Source organism: Ruegeria sp. B32, assembly GCF_025141855.1.
Classification (GTDB): Bacteria; Pseudomonadota; Alphaproteobacteria; order Rhodobacterales; family Rhodobacteraceae; genus Ruegeria; species Ruegeria arenilitoris.
Genome location: NZ_CP081107.1, coordinates 57,847 through 77,616, shown reverse-complemented (window position 1 = coordinate 77,616; position 19,770 = coordinate 57,847). Strand labels below are relative to the sequence as shown.

The 19,770-nt window shown below is 64.0% G+C and carries 19 protein-coding genes; 18 read left to right on the top strand and 1 reads right to left on the bottom strand.

Annotated features, from left to right (window positions below):
- The first annotated feature begins 73 nt into the window (after nucleotides 1-73).
- From K3752_RS17870 to K3752_RS17800, 15 genes are all read left to right on the top strand, one after another.
- Entirely contained in the window at nucleotides 74-538 is a 465-nt protein-coding gene (locus K3752_RS17870) for a DUF2946 family protein (RefSeq protein ID WP_260066633.1), read from the top strand.
- Nucleotides 529-2,709, top strand: a complete 2,181-nt coding sequence (locus K3752_RS17865; RefSeq protein ID WP_409233627.1) for a 4Fe-4S binding protein — start codon at nucleotides 529-531, stop codon at nucleotides 2,707-2,709. Before K3752_RS17870 ends, K3752_RS17865 begins: the two co-directional genes overlap by 10 nt.
- Nucleotides 2,710-2,723: 14 nt before the next feature.
- On the top strand, nucleotides 2,724-4,631 hold the full coding sequence (nosZ, locus tag K3752_RS17860; RefSeq protein ID WP_260066631.1) for a TAT-dependent nitrous-oxide reductase: 1,908 nt from the start codon (nucleotides 2,724-2,726) through the stop codon (nucleotides 4,629-4,631).
- A 3-nt stretch (nucleotides 4,632-4,634) separates the two neighbouring features.
- The gene (locus K3752_RS17855; protein WP_260066629.1) at nucleotides 4,635-5,891 is read left to right on the top strand and encodes a nitrous oxide reductase family maturation protein NosD; all 1,257 of its coding nucleotides are present in this window, start codon (nucleotides 4,635-4,637) and stop codon (nucleotides 5,889-5,891) included.
- The gene (locus tag K3752_RS17850) at nucleotides 5,881-6,774 is read left to right on the top strand and encodes an ABC transporter ATP-binding protein (protein WP_260066627.1); all 894 of its coding nucleotides are present in this window, start codon (nucleotides 5,881-5,883) and stop codon (nucleotides 6,772-6,774) included. Before K3752_RS17855 ends, K3752_RS17850 begins: the two co-directional genes overlap by 11 nt.
- Nucleotides 6,771-7,592, top strand: coding sequence for an ABC transporter permease (locus K3752_RS17845; RefSeq protein ID WP_260066625.1), 822 nt, complete (start codon nucleotides 6,771-6,773; stop codon nucleotides 7,590-7,592). Before K3752_RS17850 ends, K3752_RS17845 begins: the two co-directional genes overlap by 4 nt.
- Entirely contained in the window at nucleotides 7,589-8,107 is a 519-nt protein-coding gene (locus tag K3752_RS17840; protein ID WP_170407292.1) for a nitrous oxide reductase accessory protein NosL, read from the top strand. The genes K3752_RS17845 and K3752_RS17840 overlap by 4 nt, the downstream gene beginning before the upstream one ends.
- A complete protein-coding gene (locus tag K3752_RS17835) occupies nucleotides 8,104-9,003 on the top strand; it encodes an FAD:protein FMN transferase (RefSeq protein ID WP_170407288.1) in 900 nt (299 codons plus the stop codon). Before K3752_RS17840 ends, K3752_RS17835 begins: the two co-directional genes overlap by 4 nt.
- Before the next feature lie 112 nt (nucleotides 9,004-9,115).
- Entirely contained in the window at nucleotides 9,116-10,147 is a 1,032-nt protein-coding gene (locus K3752_RS17830; RefSeq protein WP_170366074.1) for a LacI family DNA-binding transcriptional regulator, read from the top strand.
- A gap of 98 nt (nucleotides 10,148-10,245) precedes the next feature.
- Nucleotides 10,246-11,547 (top strand): sugar ABC transporter substrate-binding protein, encoded by a 1,302-nt coding sequence (locus tag K3752_RS17825; RefSeq protein WP_260066622.1) that lies wholly within the window; start codon nucleotides 10,246-10,248, stop codon nucleotides 11,545-11,547.
- Nucleotides 11,548-11,654: 107 nt separating this feature from the next.
- Nucleotides 11,655-12,521, top strand: coding sequence for a carbohydrate ABC transporter permease (locus K3752_RS17820; protein ID WP_149775359.1), 867 nt, complete (start codon nucleotides 11,655-11,657; stop codon nucleotides 12,519-12,521).
- 13 nt (nucleotides 12,522-12,534) lie between these two features.
- On the top strand, nucleotides 12,535-13,365 hold the full coding sequence (locus K3752_RS17815) for a carbohydrate ABC transporter permease (protein WP_170341115.1): 831 nt from the start codon (nucleotides 12,535-12,537) through the stop codon (nucleotides 13,363-13,365).
- A gap of 10 nt (nucleotides 13,366-13,375) precedes the next feature.
- Complete coding sequence (locus K3752_RS17810; protein WP_170589078.1) at nucleotides 13,376-14,380, top strand: ABC transporter ATP-binding protein; 1,005 nt, start codon at nucleotides 13,376-13,378, stop codon at nucleotides 14,378-14,380.
- Nucleotides 14,377-15,150 (top strand): L-iditol 2-dehydrogenase, encoded by a 774-nt coding sequence (locus tag K3752_RS17805; protein WP_260066618.1) that lies wholly within the window; start codon nucleotides 14,377-14,379, stop codon nucleotides 15,148-15,150. Before K3752_RS17810 ends, K3752_RS17805 begins: the two co-directional genes overlap by 4 nt.
- Nucleotides 15,150-16,652, top strand: a complete 1,503-nt coding sequence (locus K3752_RS17800; protein WP_260066616.1) for a mannitol dehydrogenase family protein — start codon at nucleotides 15,150-15,152, stop codon at nucleotides 16,650-16,652. The genes K3752_RS17805 and K3752_RS17800 overlap by 1 nt, the downstream gene beginning before the upstream one ends.
- Before the next feature lie 12 nt (nucleotides 16,653-16,664).
- On the opposite strand, the gene K3752_RS17795 is transcribed toward K3752_RS17800, so the two are convergent.
- On the bottom strand, nucleotides 16,665-17,366 hold the full coding sequence (locus K3752_RS17795; protein ID WP_260066615.1) for a GntR family transcriptional regulator: 702 nt from the start codon (nucleotides 17,364-17,366) through the stop codon (nucleotides 16,665-16,667).
- Nucleotides 17,367-17,468: 102 nt separating this feature from the next.
- Between K3752_RS17795 and K3752_RS17790 the strand changes: the two genes are divergently transcribed.
- From K3752_RS17790 to K3752_RS17780, 3 genes are read left to right on the top strand one after another with little or no spacing between them, the layout of a single operon-like run.
- Nucleotides 17,469-18,071: an amino acid synthesis family protein gene (locus K3752_RS17790; RefSeq protein ID WP_170529782.1), complete on the top strand. Its 603-nt coding sequence runs from the start codon at nucleotides 17,469-17,471 to the stop codon at nucleotides 18,069-18,071.
- Nucleotides 18,043-18,858 carry an alpha/beta fold hydrolase gene (locus tag K3752_RS17785; RefSeq protein ID WP_260066614.1) on the top strand — a complete coding sequence of 272 codons (816 nt, stop codon included), beginning with the start codon at nucleotides 18,043-18,045 and terminating at the stop codon, nucleotides 18,856-18,858. Before K3752_RS17790 ends, K3752_RS17785 begins: the two co-directional genes overlap by 29 nt.
- A complete protein-coding gene (locus K3752_RS17780; protein WP_260066613.1) occupies nucleotides 18,855-19,769 on the top strand; it encodes a flavin reductase in 915 nt (304 codons plus the stop codon). The genes K3752_RS17785 and K3752_RS17780 overlap by 4 nt, the downstream gene beginning before the upstream one ends.
- Nucleotide 19,770 lies beyond the last annotated feature (1 nt).

The following is a 19,770-nucleotide window of genomic DNA, read 5'->3' as shown; positions in this document are numbered from 1 at the left end:
TGATCGAAGTCAAGTCGTGCCGCCTGCCAATCCCTTACGACTCGGGCAACATCAAATTCGAGTCGGAGTCTCCATGCCCGCCGCCCGCCAAAACCACAGCCTCCCGGTCCGCGCGACACGCGTGGCCGCCGGGCTGGCGGGCATCTTTCTTTTGATGTTGCAGGTGCTTGGGCCAGCGCTGGCGAGTCCCGGCCAGGGCACCTGGATGGAGATCTGCTCGGAGGCAGGAGCGGTCTGGGTCCAGGTGGACCTGGAAGACGACACCGGCGACCCGACCGCGCCCTGCCCGAAATGCGCCGATTGCGCCCTGTGCGCGATTACGGCGGCGGCACCGGCCCCGGACCTGCCGCAGGTGCAACAGCCCGGGTTTGTACAAATCCCACGGTGTGCGTTCACTGATCTGTTGGATCTGTACAACTTCGAACGGCTGTGGCCCGAAACCCGCGGCCCCCCGGCCGCGCCCGAAATCAGAACCGATCGCGCGTCGCGCGCGTCCATGGCGTCAACCCGAACCGAAGGAGGTGCGCCGTGGTCGTGACCCGCGCAGCCCATTTCCTTGTGGCCTTTGTCCTGTCCTGCCTGCTGGCGCTTGGCGCGCGGGCCGACAGCCTGGCCAGCTTCCTGCCCGAGATCGAACCCGCCGAACTGGCGCCTGGTGCCGATGCCATCGGTCCGGTGCGTGATGACGTGCCGGTGGCCCCGGTGCTGACCGGCGGCGAAACCGTCGCCTGGGCCTTCCTGACATCCGATTTCGTGGGCACCACCGGCTATTCCGGCAAGCCCATCCATGTCGTCGCCGCCATCGACGGTGATGCGGTGCTGACCGGCGTCAAGCTGGTCAAACACTCCGAACCCATCGTTCTGATCGGCATTCCCAATGCGCGCATGGTCGAACTGACCGCAGGTTATGCCGGTCTGGACCTCAAGCGCGAAGTCGAGACCGGCGGCGAGGGGCATGACCTCGACATCATTTCGGGCGCGACGGTGACGGTGATGGTCATCGACGACAGCGTCGTGCGCGCCGGGATCAAGGTGGCCCGTGCCATGGGTCTGGGTGGGCTGTCCGAGGTGCAGGCCGACGGACCCAAGCGCGAAGTCGACATGGCCAAGGCCGACACCCATGACTGGGCCACGCTTTCGGGCGACGGCTCGATCCGGCGGCTGACGCTGGACGTGGGTCAGGTGAATGCCGCCTTCGAGGCCACCGGCGACCAGCGCGCGATCAAGCGCCCCGAGAAGGGCAACCCCGAGGACACCTTCATCGACATGCATGTGGCGCTGGTCTCGGTGCCTTCGATCGGCAAGTCGCTGCTGGGCGAGGCCGAGTACCAGAACCTGGTCAACTGGCTGGACGAGGGCGAACACGCGATCTTGGTGCTGGGCCGCGGCAAGTACAGCTTCAAGGGCTCGGGCTATGTGCGCGGCGGGATCTTCGACCGGATCCAGCTGATCCAGGGCGACAATTCGGTACGGTTCTTCGACCGTCAGCACCGTCGCCTGGGCACAGTGGCCGCCGAGGATGCGCCCAGCTTTACCGAGCTGGACATCTTCAAGATCCCCGCCGATGCCGAGTTCGACCCGACCGAACCGTTCCGCCTGCAACTGCTGGTGCAGCGGGCCATCGGCGCGGTGGAAAAGACCTTCCTGACCTTTGATCTGGGTTACAATCTGCCCGAACAATACCTGTTGCCGGTCGCGGCGGCGCCCAAGGTCGTGAACGATGCCACCGGCGAGGCCGCCGCCAAGTCGGCCCTGTGGCAGCGCATCTGGAAGGACCGCCAGGTCGAGATCGCCGTCTTGGGCGCTATGCTGCTGGTGCTGACGATCACTTTCTTCTTCCAGTTCCACGCCACGATGAACGCGCGGGTCTTCTACTGGTTCCGCATCGGGTTCCTGACGATGACGCTGTTCTTCATCGGCTGGTACGCGAATGCGCAGCTGAGCGTGGTGAACATCATGGCGCTGGCCGGCAGCCTGCGCGGCGGCTTCACCTGGGATGCCTTTCTGCTGGACCCGCTGGTGTTCATCCAATGGTTTGCCGTGGCCGCCGCGCTGCTGTTCTGGGGGCGCGGGGCCTATTGCGGCTGGCTGTGCCCCTTCGGTGCCCTGCAAGAGCTGACCAACAAGATCGCCCGCGCGCTGAAAGTGCCGCAATGGACCCTGCCTTGGGGCCTGAACGAGCGCCTGTGGCCGATCAAGTACATGATCTTCCTGGCGCTGTTCGGCCTGAGCATGGTGTCGATCCCGCTGGCCGAGAAATATGCCGAGGTCGAGCCGTTCAAGACCGCGATCATCCTGAAATTCATGCGCGATTGGCCCTTCGTGGTCTTTGCGGTGGGTCTGCTGGTAATAGGTCTGTTCATCGAACGGTTCTATTGCCGCTATCTGTGCCCGCTGGGCGCGGCGCTGGCGATCCCCGCCCGAATCCGCATGTTCGACTGGCTGCGCCGCTACAAGGATTGCGGCAATCCCTGTCAGACCTGCGCCAACGAATGCCCCGTTCAGGCCATCCACCCCACTGGCGAGATCAACCCGAACGAGTGCGTCACCTGCCTGCATTGTCAGGTGCTCTATCAGTCCGAGAGCAAATGTCCCGTCGTCATCCGCCAACTGAAACGGCGGGCCAAGACCGGGTCGGTCAAGATCAAGACCCCCCTCGGACAACCACCGGCGAACCATCCGAACGCCAAACCGCAAACCGTTTCCTAAAAGGAGGAACGACCATGTCGGACCACGACACCAAACTGAACATCACCCGCCGCGGGATGCTGGGGGCCACGGCCACCGGGGCCGTGCTGGCCGGAACCGGCCTTGGGTCCACGATGATGACCGCCAAACAGGCCAGCGCCGCGGCCAAGGTCGAACTGGCGCCAGGCGAGTTGGACGAGTATTACGGCTTCTGGTCTTCGGGCCAGACTGGCGAGCTGCGCATCATGGGCTTCCCCTCCATGCGCGAACTGATGCGGGTGCCGGTGTTCAACCGCTGCTCGGCCACCGGCTGGGGCCAGACCAACGAGTCGCTGAAGATCATGACCGAAGGCCTTCTGCCGGAAACCAAGGAGTTCCTGGCCAAGCGCGGCATGAAAACCTATGACAACGGCGACCTGCACCACCCGCACATGTCGTTCACCGATGGCACCTATGACGGCCGCTATCTGTTCATGAACGACAAGGCCAACACCCGCGTGGCCCGCGTGCGCTGCGACGTGATGAAATGCGACAAGATCATCGAGATCCCCAACGCCAAGGCGATCCACGGTCTGCGCCCGCAGAAATTCCCGCGCACCGGCTATGTCTTTGCCAATGGCGAGGACGAAACCCCGCTGATCAACGACGGCAGCGTGCTGGACGATCCGTCGCAATACGTCAACATCTTCACCGCCATCGACGGTGACACGATGGAGATCGCCTGGCAGGTGATGGTGTCGGGTAACCTCGACAACACCGATTGCGACTATCAGGGCAAATACGCCTTCTCGACCTCGTACAACTCGGAAATGGGCATGAACCTGGCCGAGATGACCGAGAGCGAGATGGACCACGTGGTCGTCTTCAACCTCAAGGAAATCGAGGCCGGCATCGCCGCGGGCGACTATCAGGAGATCAAGGGCGTCAAGGTTCTGGACGGGCGCAACGGGTCGAACAAAAAATACACCCGCTACATCCCGATCCCGAACTCGCCGCACGGCATCAACACCGCTCCGGACGGCAAGCACGTCTGCATCAACGGCAAGCTGTCGCCGACCGTGTCGATCATGGACGTGACCAAGCTGGACGCGCTGTTCGAAAGCGACGCCGATCCTCGGTCGTGCATCGTGGGCGAGCCGCAGCTGGGCCTTGGCCCGCTTCACACCGCCTATGACGGTCAGGGCAATGCCTTCACCACGCTGTTCCTGGACAGCCAGATCGTCAAATGGAACATCGACAAGGCCATCCGCGCCTACAACGGCGAGGACGTGGACCCGATCATCTCGAAGGTCGACGTGCACTATCAGCCGGGCCACAACTCGACCTCGATGGGTGAGACCAAAGAGGCCGACGGCAAGTGGCTGATCTCGATGAACAAGTTCTCGAAAGACCGGTTCCTGAACACCGGTCCGCTCAAGCCCGAGAACGAACAGGTGATCGACATCTCGACCGACGAGATGAAGGTTGTTCATGACGGCCCGACCTTCGCCGAGCCGCATGACTCGATCATCGTGCGGCGCGACATCGTGAACCCGGTCAACGTCTGGGACCGCAACGACCCGACCTGGGAAGATGCGCGCAAACAGGCAGAGGCCGATGGCGTCGATCTGGAGGAAGGTGCCGAAGAGCCCATCCGCGACGGCAACAAGGTGCGGGTCTACATGGTCTCGCAGGCCCCGACCTTCAGCCTCGAGAAGTTCACCGTCAAACAGGGCGACGAGGTCACGATCTACGTCACCAACCTGGATGACGTGGACGATGTGACCCACGGCTTCTGCCTGGGCAACTACGGCATCGCCTTCGAGGTCGCGCCGCAGGCCACCGCCTCGATCACCTTCACCGCCGACCGTCCGGGCGTGCACTGGTTCTATTGCCAGTGGTTCTGCCACGCGCTGCACATGGAAATGCGCGGCCGGATGCTGGTCGAACCGCAGGGAGCCTGACCCATGCGCTGGCCCCTGCTCATCCCGCTTCTGCTCGGCTCGCCGCTTTGGGCGGCGGACTGGGACGTGCCCAACCGGGCGGGGGCCATCACTGAGACACTGGCGCAGGCGGCGGATGGAGACACCCTCCGCCTGAGCCCCGGCGTCTATGCCGAACGCCTGGTTCTGGACCGGCCCGTCACCATCGACGGGCAGGGCCAGGCCACCATCGACGGTCAGGGCACCGGTAGCGTCATCACCGTGACCGGACCCGACATCAACCTGCGCGGCCTGACCGTGATCGGGTCGGGGTCGGACCATGGTGAGATCGACAGCGGCATCCAACTGACCAAGACGGCCCGCGCCGCCGTGGTGGAAAACAACGTGCTACTGGGCAATCTCTATGGCATCGACATCCACGGTGCCGATGACAGCATCGTGCGCGGCAACCGCATCGAGGGCCGGCAGGACCGCCGGATGAACGACCGCGGCAACGGTGTTTATGTCTGGAATGCGCCGGGCGCGGTGGTCGAAGGCAATGACATCCGCTTTGGCCGCGACGGAATCTTCGTGAACTCGTCGAAGAAGAACACCTTCACCGGCAACACCTTCCGCGATCTGCGCTTTGCCGTGCACTACATGTATGCCGACGATTCCATCGTCAGCGACAATGTCTCAATCGGCAACGATCTGGGCTATGCGGTGATGTTCACCTCGAACGTGCAGGTGATCAACAACGTCTCGGTCGGCGACCGCGAACACGGGGTCATGCTGAACTATGCCAATGACAGCGTGATCTCGGGCAACGTGGTGAAAGGCGCCAAGGAGAAGTGCACCTTTCTGTACAATTCCAACAAGAACGAATTCACCGACAACTGGTTCGAAGGCTGCGGTATCGGGATCCATTTCACCGCCGGCAGCGAACGCAACCGGATCGTCGGCAACGCCTTTGTCGGCAACCGGACACAGGTGAAATACGTCTCGACCAGATGGGTCGAGTGGTCGGAAGACGGCCGCGGCAACTACTGGTCTGATTTTGCCGCCTATGACGTGAACGGCGACGGCATCGCCGACGCCCCCTATCGCCCCAACGATAGCATGGACCATGTGCTGTGGACCCAACCCGCAGCCAAGCTGCTGCTCGGCTCGCCTGCCGTGCAGCTGGTGCGCTGGTCGCAATCGGCCTTTCCCGCGCTGCTGCCGGGCGGCGTGATCGACAGCCACCCCTTGATGCAAGCCCCTCAACCCCCAGCCATGAAAAAGGTGCCTCATGACGGATAAGGCCCTGACCATCGAAACAGTCTGCAAGGATCGCGGCAAGATCCGCGTTCTGAGCGATATCTCCCTGACGCTCGAGCCCGGCCAGCGCGTGGCGCTGCTGGGCCACAACGGCGCCGGAAAATCCACCCTGATCAAGTCGATCCTGGGTCTGACGCCCATCCAGGCCGGCACGATCCGCATCGGCACCGCCGCCCCCGGCAGCGCGCAGGCGCGCCGCGACACGGCCTATCTGCCCGAGGCGGTCTCGTTCCACCCGGCCCTGACCGGGCGCGAGCAGCTGACCCTGTTTGCCAAGCTGTCAGGCGCAAAAGCCGACGTGCCCGCCCTGCTGGACCGTGTCGGGCTGGGCGATGCGATGGACCGCCGGATCGGTGCCTATTCCAAAGGGATGCGGCAGCGGCTGGGCCTTGCGCAGGTGCTGCTGGGTCAGCCGAAACTGGCGCTGCTGGACGAACCCACCTCGGGGTTGGACCCGATCTCGCGCCAGGACCTGTACGCCATCATCGACGAGTTGGCCGCGCAGGGCACCGCGGTGCTGATCGCCAGCCATGCCCTGACCGAGGTCGAGGCCCGCACCGACCGCATCGCCATCATGCGCAAGGGCCGGATGGTAGCCGATGACACGCTGGCCAACCTGTCGGCGCTGGCCGGGTTGCCGATCCGTCTGCGGGTCCGCGCGCGTGCCAATGCCGACGCGCTGGCCGCCGAACTGGGCGGCAACCGGATAAACGGCGCCTCGGTCGAATTGCTGTGTTCGCCCGCCGACAAGATGCAGGCGCTGCGCCGCATCGCCGGTCTGGGTGATGCGGTGGCCGACGTGGAAATGACCCCGCCCAAGCTGGAAGACCTCTATCGCCACTATGCTCAGGAGGCGTTGCAATGACCCGTTTCCTTGCCATCACCCGCACCGAGATGCTGATCCTGCGCCGCAACCTCTGGCTGCTGGTGGCGACGCTGATCATGGTTCTGTTCGCGCTGGCGCTGACCTTTGCCGGCAGCGCGCCCACCGGCACGCTGGGGGTCGACATGCTGACGGTGTCGGTCGCCTCGATGACCACGTTGTCGGTGTATCTGGCGCCGCTCTTGGCGCTGATGATTTCCTTTGACGCCATCGCCGGCGATGTGGACCGGGGCAGCCTGTCGCTGCTGCTGTCCTATCCGGCGGGGCGCGGAGAAATTCTGCTGGGCAAATTCACCGCCCACCTGGTGGCGCTGGCCTTTGCCATGACGGTCGGTTTCGGCACCGCCGGGGCGGTCGCCGCGTGGTTCGGCGGCGCGGGCGCGGACAGCCTGTTCGCGCTTGGCCGGCTGATCGTCACCTCGATCCTGCTGGGCGCCGTGTTTCTGGCGCTGGGATACCTGCTGTCCGCCCTGGCGAGGGGCGCAACGGCGGCGGCAGGTCTGTCGGCCGGGCTCTGGCTGGTCTTCGTCGTCCTCTATGATCTTGGGCTGTTGGGAGCCGTCGTCATGGACAAGGGCGGCGTCTTCACCCAATCCGTCTTTCCCTGGGTGATGGTGGCCAACCCGGCCGACGCTTTCCGTCTGTGGAACATCGCCGCGACCGAGGGTGTGGCCATGGCGTCCGGCATGACCGGCGCGGCGCAGGCCCTGCCCGCCTGGGCGGCGCCCGCCTCGCTGCTGATCTGGCCGGTGCTGGGCTTTGCCCTGGCCCGGCTGGCGTTCCGGAGGGTCGAGCCATGACACGCCTTGCCCTGATCGCGCTGATCGCGCTGGCGGCCTGCAAGGAAGAACAGGCCGCCGCCCCACCGGATCCGGTCGATCTGACCGAAACCGCGCTCAGCTATTTCTGCCAGATGAACGTGGCCGAACACGGCGGGCCCAAGGGGCAGATCCATCTGGAGGGCTATCCCGCGCCGCTGTTCTTTGCGCAGGTGCGCGACATGGTCGCCTATCTCAAAAGTCCCGAGCGCGATGCCGAAATCACCGCGGTCTATGTCAGCGACATGGGCGCGGCCCCCAGCTGGCACGAGCCGGGCATCTCGAACTGGATCGCCGCCGATCAGGCCACCTTCGTGGTGGGCGCCGGCGTGGCCGGCGGCATGGGCGCGCCCGAGATCGTGCCCTTTGCCACGCCGGACGCCGCCGCGCGGTTCATCGAAACTTATGGCGGCACCGCCCTGCCCCTGACCGACATTCCCGACGACGCGGCGCTTGGCCCCGTCGATCTGACCCAATCCCTGGAGACACCCGCATGACCCGCCTGTCCCGACGCCGTTTCCTGACCATCTCGGCCGCCTGCGCCGCCTTGCCGACCGTGGTGCGCGCCGCACCGGTGGCCCGCTGGCGCGGCACCGCGCTGGGGGCACCCGCCAGCCTGCAACTGGTCGGACTGAGCGACGCGCAGGCCGCGCCGATCATCTCCGCGCTCGAGGCCGAACTGGACCGGCTGGAGAATATCTTCAGCCTGTACCGCCCGGATTCGCAGCTGAGCCGCCTGAACCGGGACGGCACCCTGCCCGCCCCGGCGCCGGAATTGCTGCAGGTGCTGGCCCAAAGCGCCGCCCTGCATGACGCGACCGGCGGTGCGTTCGACCCGACCGTTCAACCGCTGTGGATGGCGCTGGCGACCGGCGTGCCGGATGCCGAAGTGGCGCAGGCCCGGGCGCTGGTCGGCTGGCAGGGGGTTTCGGTTTCGGCCGAAGCGATCCGCCTACCCCATCCGGGCCGCTCGGCGCTGACGCTGAACGGGATCGCTCAGGGCGCCGTGACCGACCGCATCGCGGCGCTGTTGCGGGCGCAGGGGCTGACCGATGTGCTGGTCGACATGGGCGAGATTGCCGCCATCGGCACCCGCGCCGACGGGTCGGACTGGCGCGTCGGCCTGGCCGGCCCCGAGGGCGTGACCCGGCGCATCGAACTGCGCGACCGGGCGGTGGCGACCTCGGCCCCTGATGCGACGCAACTGGCCGGGCGTCATGGCCACATTCTGGGCCCGCAGGGTCAGCCGGTCCGGCATCGGGCGGTTTCGGTCTCGGCCCATGACGCGGCGCTGGCCGACGGGTTGTCGACCGCGCTGTGTCTGCTGCCCGCCGACCGGATCGCTCCGGTTCTGCAACGCTTCCCCGAGGCCCGACTCGAGATGCTGATCTGACCGGAATGACCATCCCGGAACTCTGCCGTTGAAATTTGTCGCGCGATAAGAAAAGGTAAAACAGCGACAAATTCAGAGCGGCGCGGGCCTGGCCCCGCGCCAGAGGCAAGGCATGGCACCCAGAAAAATCCGGAACATGGAGGAGTTTGCGGCGGTCAGCGGGATCTCGCGCCCGACGGTATCGAAATATTTCAACGATCCCGACAGCGTCCGACGGTCGACCCGCGAACGGATCGAGCAGGCGCTGGAGCGGTTCGACTATCGCCCCAACATCTTTGCCATGAACCAGAACCGCAAGCTGACCAAGAATGTCGGCATCGTGGTGCCCTATCTGGCCGACCCGTTCTTTGCCGAGATCGCCCGCAACATCGAGGAAAAATGCATCGAGGCCGGATTCCGCCCGACGCTCTACAGCGCCTATGGCGACCCCGCGCAGGAGGCCGAGATCCTCGACAGCCTGCGCGCGCTGAAACCGGCGGGCGTGCTGCTGGCACCGCTGGGGCGCGACTCCGACCGGTCGTTCATCGAGAAATTCTGCAAGGACATCCCCACCATCCTGTTCGACAGCAACCTGGAAGGCATGGGCGCGGCCTTTGTCGGGTCGGACAATGCCAGCTTCATCGAACAGACCGTCGATTACCTGTGCCGCAGCGGCGAACCGCCCGCGTTCTTCGAGATGCGGCACCCGGCCAACCCCAACGCCAACAAACGCCGCATCGCCTACATCAAAAAAATGGAGAGCCTGGGCTTTGAGCCGCAGGTGATCAAGGTCGACGGTCGCGGCTGGGGCTTCGAGGAAATCGGTCGCCAGGGCGCGTTCAAGCTGTTGGATCAGCCCAACCTGCCCTCGCGCACCATTCTTTGCAGCAATGACCGGCTGGCCATCGGGTTCCTATCGGCCTGCTATGAAAAGGGCCTGCGGGTCGGGTTGGGCGAGGATTGCGACCTGCGCGTCGCCTCGCATGACGACCATCCGTTTTCCAAGTTCACCTGCCCGTCGCTGACCACCGCGGCGCATGACTACACCGCAGTATCGAATCGCTCCGTCGAGACGCTGACGCAACTGGTCGAATCCGGCGGGCGGCTGAGCGCGCGCACCGAAACCCTGTTTCCCGCGCGTCTGATACTGCGGAGTTCGGCCTGATTTTCGACAACTTTTTTACGCGCGTAAAATTTTAGTTGACGCGCGGCAAATAATTCACGATGCTTTCCTCCAGGTAATTCGACACCAGGGAGGAAAGAATGTACCTGAAATCTGTTCTATGGGCGGCCAGTGCCGCGGCCCTGACCGCCGGCGCCGCGTCGGCCGAGACGATCACGATCGCCACCGTCAACAACGGCGACATGATCCGGATGCAGAAATACACCGACAAATTCACCGAAGCGACCGGCCACGAAGTGGAATGGGTCACGCTGGAAGAAAACGTTCTGCGCCAGCGTGTGACCACCGACATCTCGACCAAGGGCGGCCAGTTCGACATCATGACCATCGGCATGTACGAAACGCCGATCTGGGGCGCGAACGGCTGGCTTGTGCCGCTGGACGGCATGTCGGCCGAGTATGACGTGGACGACATCCTGCCCGCCATGCGCGGCGGCCTCAGCCACGACGGCACGCTGTACGCGGCGCCGTTCTATGGCGAAAGCTCGATGATCATGTACCGCACCGACCTGATGGAGAAGGCCGGTCTAGAGATGCCTGAGGCGCCGACCTGGCAATTCATCCGCGAAGCGGCAGCTGCGATGACGGACCGGGACAACGACATCAACGGCATCTGCCTGCGCGGCAAGGCCGGCTGGGGTGAGGGCGGCGCCTTCATCACCGTGACCGCGAACTCGTTCGGCGCGCGCTGGTTCGACGAAGACTGGAAACCCCAGTTCGATCAGCCCGAGTGGAAAGAGGCGCTGACCTTCTTCGTCGACATGATGAACGAATCCGGCCCCGCCGGGTATGCCACCAACGGCTTTAACGAGAACCTGTCGCTGTTCCAGCAGGGCAAATGCGGCATGTGGATCGACGCCACCGTTGCGGCTTCTTTCGTGACCAACCCCAACGACTCGACCGTCGCCGATCAGGTTGGATTTGCTCTGGCACCGAACTCGGAAGGCGTTGACAAGCGCGCCAACTGGCTGTGGGCCTGGGCCCTGGCCATTCCGGCCGGTACCCAGAAAGAGGACGCCGCCAAGCAGTTCATCGAATGGGCCACCTCGAAAGACTATATCGAGCTGGTCGCCGAGAACGAGGGCTGGGCCAACGTTCCGCCGGGTGCGCGCACCTCGCTGTACGAGAACCCGAACTACAAGGACATCCCTTTCGCGCAGATGACGCTGAAGTCGATCCTTGCGGCCGATCCGGAAAACTGCTGCGTCAAGCCGACGCCGTATACCGGGATCCAGTTCGTCGCCATCCCCGAATTCGCGGGCATCGCCACCCAGGTGAGCCAGGAATTCTCGGCGGTCTATGCCGGACAGCAGTCGGTTGACGAAGCTCTGGCCAAGGCACAGGCCTTCACGGCCGAAGAAATGGAAGCCGCAGGGTACTGAGGCCTCCTCCCGGCGGGTGGGCAGGTTTCTGTCCCCCGCTCTCCCCCTTCCACAACCCGTGTTAGTCTCGCAGGCAACAAGCCGCCTGAACAGAGAGGTCTTGCGTCATGGCAACTCAACACTCCCGATCCGTCGCACGCCTGATGATGGCCCCCGCCGTGGTCCTGTTGCTGGGCTGGATGCTGGTTCCGCTGACGATGACCCTGTATTTTTCCTTCAAGAAATACCTGCCGCTGCGCGGCGGTGACCTGGGTTGGGTCGGGTTCGACAACTACGTCCGGTTCGTGACCTCGAGTTCCTTCTGGCCCGCCGTTCAGGCGACGCTGGTGATCGTCGGCGGTGTGCTGGCCATCACCGTGGTGCTGGGCATCCTGCTGGCGCTGCTGCTGGATCAGCCGATGTGGGGCCAGGGCGTCGTGCGCATTCTGGTGATCGCCCCGTTCTTCGTGATGCCCACCGTTTCGGCGCTGGTCTGGAAGAACATGTTCATGGACCCGGTCAACGGCCTGTTTGCCCATCTGTGGCGGTTCTTCGGGGCCGAGCCAATCTCGTGGCTGTCCGAGGCGTCGATGCCGTCGATCGTGATGATCGTGTCCTGGCAATGGCTGCCCTTTGCCACCCTGATCCTGCTGACCGCGATCCAGTCGCTGGACAGCGAACAGCTGGAGGCCGCCGAAATGGATGGTGCGCCACCGCTGAAACGCTTCTTTTTCATCATCCTGCCGCATCTGAGCCGCGCGATCACGATCGTCATCCTGATCCAGACGATCTTCCTGCTGTCGATCTTCGCCGAGATCTTCGTGACCACGGGCGGCGCCTTCGGCACCCGCACCCTGACCTATCTGATCTACCAGCGCGTGCTGGAAAGCCAGAATGTCGGGCTGGGCTCGGCCGGCGGGGTCTATGCCATCATCCTTGCCAACATCGTCGCCATCTTCCTGATGCGCATCGTCGGCAAAAACCTGGACGCGTGAGGAGGACGAAAACATGGCCCGCACCGTCACCACACCACGCAAGCTGATCAACACCGCCTTTGCCTGGGCTGTCGGCCTGCTGATCTTCTTCCCGATCCTCTGGACGATTCTGACCAGCTTCAAGACCGAGGCCCAGGCCATCGCCAGCCCGCCGATCTTTCTGAACTTCGACTGGACGCTGGAGAACTATGCCGTGGTCCAGGAGCGGTCGAACTACATGCGGTATCTGTGGAACTCGATCATCATCGCGGGCGGGTCCACCCTTCTGGGCGTGATCGTCGCGGTGCCCGCCGCCTGGGCCATGGCTTTCGTGCCCTCGGCGCGCACCAAGGATATCCTGTTGTGGATGCTGTCCACCAAGATGCTGCCGGCGGTGGGGGTGTTGTACCCGATCTACCTGTTGTTCATCCAACTGGGCCTGTTGGACAGCCGCGCCGGGCTGGTGGTGGTTCTGATGCTGATCAACCTGCCGATCATCGTCTGGATGCTGTACACCTATTTCCGTGAAATCCCCGGCGACATCCTGGAAGCCGCGCGCATGGACGGCGCCACGCTGAAAGAGGAAATCCTATACATCCTGACGCCGATGGCGGTGCCGGGCATCGCCTCGACCGTGCTGCTGAATTTCATCCTGGCCTGGAACGAGGCGTTCTGGACCCTGAACCTGACCGCCGTCGACGCGGCCCCGCTGACCGCGTTCATCGCCAGCTATTCCAGCCCAGAGGGCCTGTTCTTCGCCAAGCTCAGCGCGGCATCGACAATGGCCATCGCCCCGATCCTGATCCTTGGGTGGTTCAGTCAGAAACAACTGGTCCGCGGCCTGACCTTCGGCGCCGTGAAGTAAGGAAAGACACATGGGACGCATCGTACTTGAGAAAGTCAGCAAGAGCTTTGGCGACGTGGAAGTCATTCCGCCGCTGGATCTGGAAATCAACGACGGCGAATTCGTGGTGTTCGTGGGCCCCTCGGGCTGCGGGAAATCCACCCTGCTGCGCCTGATCGCGGGGCTAGAGGACGTCAGCGGCGGCCGCATCCTGATCGACGATCAGGACGCCACCGCGGTGCCGCCGGCCAAGCGGGGCCTGGCCATGGTGTTCCAGTCCTACGCACTTTATCCGCACATGACCGTGCGCAAGAACATCGCCTTTCCGCTGCGCATGGCCGGGCTGGACAAGGCCGAGCAGGACCGCCGCGTCGAACAGGCGGCCGAGGTTCTGAACCTGACCGACTATCTGGACCGCCGCCCCGGCCAGCTTTCGGGTGGCCAGCGCCAGCGGGTCGCCATCGGTCGCGCCATCGTGCGCGAACCGGCGGCCTTCCTGTTCGACGAGCCGCTGTCGAACCTGGACGCGGCGCTGCGCGTAGGCATGCGGCTGGAGATATCCGAGCTGCACAACCGGCTGGAAACCACGATGATCTACGTCACCCATGACCAGGTCGAGGCCATGACCATGGCCGACAAGATCGTGGTCCTTCAGGCAGGCGTGATCGAACAGGTGGGCTCGCCGCTCGAACTGTACCGCGCGCCGCGCAACAAGTTCGTGGCCGGCTTCATCGGCTCGCCCAAGATGAATTTCATCGAAGGCCCCGAGGCCGAAAAGCACGGCGCCCACACGATCGGCGTCCGCCCCGAGCACATTGCCGCCTCGCCCAACGAGGGCCTGTGGAAGGGCACGGTCGGGGTGTCCGAACATCTGGGCTCGGACACGTTCTTTCACGTCCATGTGGACGGCTTCGCCGAGCCGATGACCGTGCGCGCCGGCGGCGAGGTCGGCCTGCGCCACGGCGACACGATCCATCTGACGCCGGAGGAGGACAAGATCCACCGGTTCGACGCGGCGGGGCTGCGGATCGCATGAACCGGCTGGTTGGAAAACGGGCCCTGATCACCGGGGCGGCGCGGGGCATCGGGCTGGCCTTTGCCCAGGCCTATGCCGCCGAGGGCGCGCAGGTGGCGCTGGCAGACATCGACGTGCAGCAGGCGCGCAAGGCCGCGCGCGAGATCGGGCCGCAGGCGATTGCGGTCGAAATGGATGTCTCGCAGCAGGACAGCATCGAGGCGGGCGTGGCCGACGCCGTGGCGCGGATGGGCGGGATCGACATCCTGATCAACAACGCCGCGATCTTCACCGCCGCCCCGATCGTGGAAATCACCCGCGCGGATTACCAGCGCCTGTTCGACATCAACGTCGCCGGCACCCTGTTCACCCTGCAGGCGGTCGCGCGCCAGATGATCGAGCAGGGTACCGGCGGCAAGATCATCAACATGGCCAGCCAGGCCGGCCGTCGGGGCGAGCCGCTCGTGGCGGTCTATTGCGCCAGCAAGGCGGCGGTGATCAGCCTGACGCAATCGGCGGGGCTGAACCTGATCAAACACGGGATCAACGTGAATGCCATCGCCCCCGGCGTGGTGGATGGCGAGCACTGGGACGGCGTCGATGCCTTCTTTGCCAAATACGAGGGCAAGGCGCCGGGACAGAAGAAGAAGGAAGTGGGCGAAGCGGTGCCCTTCGGCCGGATGGGCCGGGCCGAGGACCTGACCGGAATGGCGGTCTTTCTGGCCTCGTCCGAGGCCGATTACATCGTCGCTCAGACATACAACGTGGATGGTGGAAATTGGATGAGCTGATGGTGGAGCGCCCCGCGGATACCCGACCGGTCCAGTTGTGTCAGGCCAATCTGGGCGCGTTGCCCAAAGGTGTTCTGCGCCCGGAATACGATCGCGCGGCGCTGACGCCGGGGATCGTGCATATCGGAGTGGGCAATTTTCATCGCGCGCATCAGGCCTGGTATTTGCACCGGCTGATGCAGCAGGGCGCGGCGCAGGATTGGGGCATCATCGGTGCCGGCGTGCGCGCCTATGACGCCGAGATGCGGCGCAAGCTGCTTGCTCAGAACTGTCTGACCACGCTGGTCGAGCTGACCGAAGGCCAACGCCGCGCCGAGGTGACCGGCGCGATGATCGACTACCTGCCCCCGCAAGAGGACAACGGTCCGCTGATCGCGCAGCTGGCCGACCCGGCGATCCGCATCGTCTCGCTGACCGTGACTGAGGGCGGCTATTTCGTGCACCCTATGACCAAGGGGCTGGACACCGACCACCCTGACATCCGCTACGATGCCGCCAATCCCGACCGTCCGCGCACCGCCTTCGGTGCCATCGTCGCGGGCCTGCGACTGCGGCGCGATGAGGGCATCGGTCCGCTGACCGGGCTGAGCTGCGACAACCTGATCGGCAACGGGCAGGTTCTGCGTCAGGCGGTGGTGGGGCTGGCGCGACTGTCGGACCCGGAGCTGGCCGACTGGATCGACAAGCAATGTACTTTCCCCAATTCGATGGTCGATTGCATCGTGCCCGCCACCGGCCCGACCGAGCTGGAGCTGGTGCGCGCGCTGGGGATCGACGACGCCGCCCCTGTCACCCATGAAAGCTTCCGCCAATGGGTGATCGAGGATGCCTTCTGCGCCGGGCGGCCGGATTGGGACAAGGTCGGCGCCACATTTACCGACCGCGTTCATGACTATGAGGTCATGAAGCTGCGCATTTTGAACGCGGGCCACCAGGTTCTGGCCAATGTCGGCGAGATCCTGAGCCTGAATACGATCGCAGACTGCATGGCCGATCCACTGGTTTCAGCATTCTTCCGAAAGGTTTTGGTCGAAGAAATCGCGCCTTTCGTGCGTCCGGTGCCCAATCAGTCGGTTGCGGACTACGTAACCTTGATCGAGGAGCGGTTCCGCAATCCAGCCATCGTCGACACCACGCGTCGCGTTGCTTTTGACGGATCATCCCGGCATGTGGGATTTGTGCTTCCCACAGTCTATGATGCGTTGGCTGCCGGCGCGCCGATCAACGGGCTGGCCCTGGTCGAGGCGCTGTGGGCCCGCATGTGTGCCGGCGCTCGCGAGGATGGAAGTATTATCGAACCCAACGATCCCAACTGGTCCGATCTGGTCACCTCGGCCAACGCGGCCCGCGACAACCCGACCACCTGGCTTGAGCAGACCCAGTACTATCAGGACCTGTCACAATCCGGCGCGTTTCGCGACGCGTTTGACCGGTGGCTCAGGGTGATCTGGGATCAGGGAGCGCGCCAGGCCCTGACGACGTATCTGGGCGACCAAACCTGACCGGTGCAGGATCTAGCAGTGTGCGGCTTTGCCCAAGCCCTCTTCTGCATCGAACAGGGTCTCGGCAACCGACGCCGCATCGTCCAGATGCCGTTCGACGGCTCGGCGCGCGGCGGAGGGGTCGCCGGACTGAATCGCAGAACAGATGGCCTCCATATGTTCGATCCCGGGGCGGTCGCGTTCTGTTGCCGTCAAGGTCATCATCCGCAACCGGCTGATCCGACCATTCAGGCGCTGGACCACATCCCAGGCCACATGATGCCCTGCTCCCTCGAAAATCTCTGAGTAGAAATCGGAAGTGGCTCGGAAGATCGAGCCCGGCGTCTTGTCCACGAATCCCTGCTTGAGCCGCTCCAGCGCCCCATGCAGGCTGCTGGCCCTGTCTGATGTGATATTGCGCGCGCAGTTCTCGGCGGCCGCGGTTTCCAGCATGCGGCGGATATCGTAGATCTGCCGTGCCTCGTCCCGTGTGATCGAAGCCACGATCGGCCCGTGCCCGGGCAGAATTTCGACCAGCCCCTCGGCCTCGAGATAGCGGATCGTTTCCCGGATGACTGTCCTGCTGACACCAAGCTGATCACATAGCGGACGTTCCACCAGCCGTTCGCCGGGCTGGAAAACACCTTCGATGATGGCCTCGCGCATGCGCTCCTGCACCATGTCGCGCAGGGTTGCCGGAGGATGATCGATCTTGGTCAGTCTTGGCGTTGTCATGGACGGGAATCTACCGGTCGCGCGTTGCCTCAGCAAGGTATGATTGACATCCTGTCTTATGGTATACCATCATGCCGGAAACGGAATCACAGGACCTTTGCGATGCCCGCCACCATCCGTAAAACACTGCTGCATGTCGAAAACACGCTGATCGAAGGTGGCAAAGCCGCCGAGCGCCCTTTGACCTTGATCGCGGCGGTCGCCGTTGTGACCAACCCCTGGGCCGGTCGCGGCTTTGTCGAAGACCTGCATCCAGAGATACACGATTGTGCTCCGGGGCTGGGCCACATGCTGACCGAGATGATTCTCGAGGCGGCCGGCGGCGGTGACCGGGTTGAAGCCTATGGCAAAGCCGCCGTTGTCGGAGTGAATGGCGAGGTCGAGCACGGGTCGGCCCTGATCCATACCCTGAGGTTCGGAAATGCCTATCGCGAGGCGGTCGGCGCAAAATCCTACCTTGCCTTCACCAACACGCGCGGACCGGCGAATGCGGCCATGCAAATTCCCCTGATGGACAAGAATGATGGTGGGCGGCGCAGCCACTATCTGACCATCCACCTGCAGGTCGCCGACGCTCCGGCCCCGGATGAGATCATGATCGGTTTGGGCGCCTCGATCGGAGGGCGCCCGCATCACCGCATCGGAGATCGTTATCAGGATCTGAAGGATTTGGGACATGACGTCGACAATCCGGCAGCTGTCTGAACCATTCGGGCGTCTTGGCTTGCGCTTTGCCGGCCCCCCCGATGGCGAACCTCTGGTCCTGTTGCACGGGGTCGGTATGCAGTCGGAGGCCTGGGCGCCGCAGATCGATGCCTTGTCCGACTTGCACGCGGTCTACGCACTGGATCTGCCAGGGCATGGCCAATCCGACCCGATCGCTGTGGGGGCACAGTTACCAGCATTTGTGGAGTGGCTGCAGGCGGCGCTGGACGCTTTGAACCTGGATCGCGTGAACCTTGTTGGTCATTCGATGGGCGCACTGATTGCCGGCGGGTTTGCGGTCGAACATCCCGATCGGGTCCGGCGCGTCGCCTTGCTGAACGGAGTGTTTCGTCGGGACGACCAGGCCAGGGACTCTGTGCTGGCGCGCGCGGGTTTGATCAGCGCCGGAACCTTTGATCTGGAAACCCCGCTACAGCGCTGGTTTGCAAACAGTCCGGCCGACCGCACCGCTCGGGATAGGGTCGCGGCATGGTTGGCCGCGGTCGACATAAACGGCTATTCGGCGGCCTACGATGCCTTTGCCCGGGGCGACATGGTCTACGCTGATCGCTACCCTCAGATCTCTTGCCCTTTGCTGGCGTTGACGGGTGCTGAGGATCCGAATTCCACACCCGACATGACCCGCGCCATCGCCGCGGCCGCCAAGGGGCAGGCGGTTGTCGTCGAGGGTCATCGGCACATGGTGAACCTCACTGATCCAAAGACTGTCAACGCGGCCCTGGTTTTGTGGCTGAAGACCCCAACGCACGAAAGGTCGCCCGTATGACCGATTTCGACCCTCGCGCCCTGCGCAGCGCGTTCGGAACCTTTCTCACCGGTGTCACGGTGGTCACGACCCATGACGAATCCGGCCGACCGATCGGCTTTACCGCCAATTCCTTTTCCTCGGTTTCGCTGGACCCTCCGCTGATATCGGTCTGTCTTGCCAATACATCCAGCAATTTCAACACATTCTCTGAAGCCACCGGATTCGCCGTCAACATCCTGTCGGAGGATCAGATCAGTGTTTCGAACACCTTCGCACGCCCTTCACAGGACCGGTTTGCCGATGTCGATTGGAAGCCTGGACCCAACGGCGCACCAATCCTTGACGGGGTTTCAGCCTGGTTTGACTGCTCGGTTTTCAAGACAGTCGAAGCCGGCGACCACCTGATCCTGATCGGTCGGGTCGAGGCCTTCGACCACTCGATCGCACCTGGCCTGGGCTATGCCCGCGGCGCCTATGTGACGCCTGCCGCCGAAGCCCTGGCGCTCAACCGTCGCGCGGGCGTCGTGGTTTCCGCGTTGATCGAGCGGGACGGCCAGATCCTTCTGCTGGACGATGGCAACGGCGGGCTGACCATTCCGGCAACCGAGGACATGGAGAACGGCGCCGATACTGCATTAGCCCAGTTGATCGCGGAATGTGGGATCAAGGCAGAACCGGGCTTTATCTATTCGGTCTACCAGGACAAGTCGCGACGACAGCATATCTCGTTCCTTTGCCAAGCCGAGGACGGCACCCCAGCCAAAGGGGCTTTTACGCAGATCGTCGAGTCGACGCTGATGGATGTCGCGGACCCGGCGATCTGTACGATGCTGGAACGTTTCGCCCGGGAAAGCCGCATGGGCAATTTCGGCATATACTACGGAGATGAAACCAGCGGACGGGTCAAACCGTTGGTTCGGGGGAGTTGAA

Excerpts from the sequence above, each read along its gene's own strand:
- K3752_RS17840 (WP_170407292.1), top strand. The coding sequence starts at position 7,589 with ATGACACGCCTTGCCCTGATCGCGCTGATCGCGCTGGCGGCCTGCAAG.
- nosZ (WP_260066631.1), top strand. The coding sequence starts at position 2,724 with ATGTCGGACCACGACACCAAACTGAACATCACCCGCCGCGGGATGCTG.
- K3752_RS17805 (WP_260066618.1), top strand. The coding sequence starts at position 14,377 with ATGAACCGGCTGGTTGGAAAACGGGCCCTGATCACCGGGGCGGCGCGG.
- K3752_RS17790 (WP_170529782.1), top strand. The coding sequence starts at position 17,469 with ATGCCCGCCACCATCCGTAAAACACTGCTGCATGTCGAAAACACGCTG.
- K3752_RS17795 (WP_260066615.1), bottom strand. The coding sequence starts at position 17,366 with ATGACAACGCCAAGACTGACCAAGATCGATCATCCTCCGGCAACCCTG.
- K3752_RS17780 (WP_260066613.1), top strand. The coding sequence starts at position 18,855 with ATGACCGATTTCGACCCTCGCGCCCTGCGCAGCGCGTTCGGAACCTTT.
- K3752_RS17855 (WP_260066629.1), top strand. The coding sequence starts at position 4,635 with ATGCGCTGGCCCCTGCTCATCCCGCTTCTGCTCGGCTCGCCGCTTTGG.
- K3752_RS17825 (WP_260066622.1), top strand. The coding sequence starts at position 10,246 with ATGTACCTGAAATCTGTTCTATGGGCGGCCAGTGCCGCGGCCCTGACC.
- K3752_RS17870 (WP_260066633.1), top strand. The coding sequence starts at position 74 with ATGCCCGCCGCCCGCCAAAACCACAGCCTCCCGGTCCGCGCGACACGC.
- K3752_RS17820 (WP_149775359.1), top strand. The coding sequence starts at position 11,655 with ATGGCAACTCAACACTCCCGATCCGTCGCACGCCTGATGATGGCCCCC.
- K3752_RS17850 (WP_260066627.1), top strand. The coding sequence starts at position 5,881 with ATGACGGATAAGGCCCTGACCATCGAAACAGTCTGCAAGGATCGCGGC.
- K3752_RS17785 (WP_260066614.1), top strand. The coding sequence starts at position 18,043 with ATGACGTCGACAATCCGGCAGCTGTCTGAACCATTCGGGCGTCTTGGC.
- K3752_RS17835 (WP_170407288.1), top strand. The coding sequence starts at position 8,104 with ATGACCCGCCTGTCCCGACGCCGTTTCCTGACCATCTCGGCCGCCTGC.
- K3752_RS17810 (WP_170589078.1), top strand. The coding sequence starts at position 13,376 with ATGGGACGCATCGTACTTGAGAAAGTCAGCAAGAGCTTTGGCGACGTG.
- K3752_RS17815 (WP_170341115.1), top strand. The coding sequence starts at position 12,535 with ATGGCCCGCACCGTCACCACACCACGCAAGCTGATCAACACCGCCTTT.
- K3752_RS17830 (WP_170366074.1), top strand. The coding sequence starts at position 9,116 with ATGGCACCCAGAAAAATCCGGAACATGGAGGAGTTTGCGGCGGTCAGC.
- K3752_RS17845 (WP_260066625.1), top strand. The coding sequence starts at position 6,771 with ATGACCCGTTTCCTTGCCATCACCCGCACCGAGATGCTGATCCTGCGC.
- K3752_RS17800 (WP_260066616.1), top strand. The coding sequence starts at position 15,150 with ATGGTGGAGCGCCCCGCGGATACCCGACCGGTCCAGTTGTGTCAGGCC.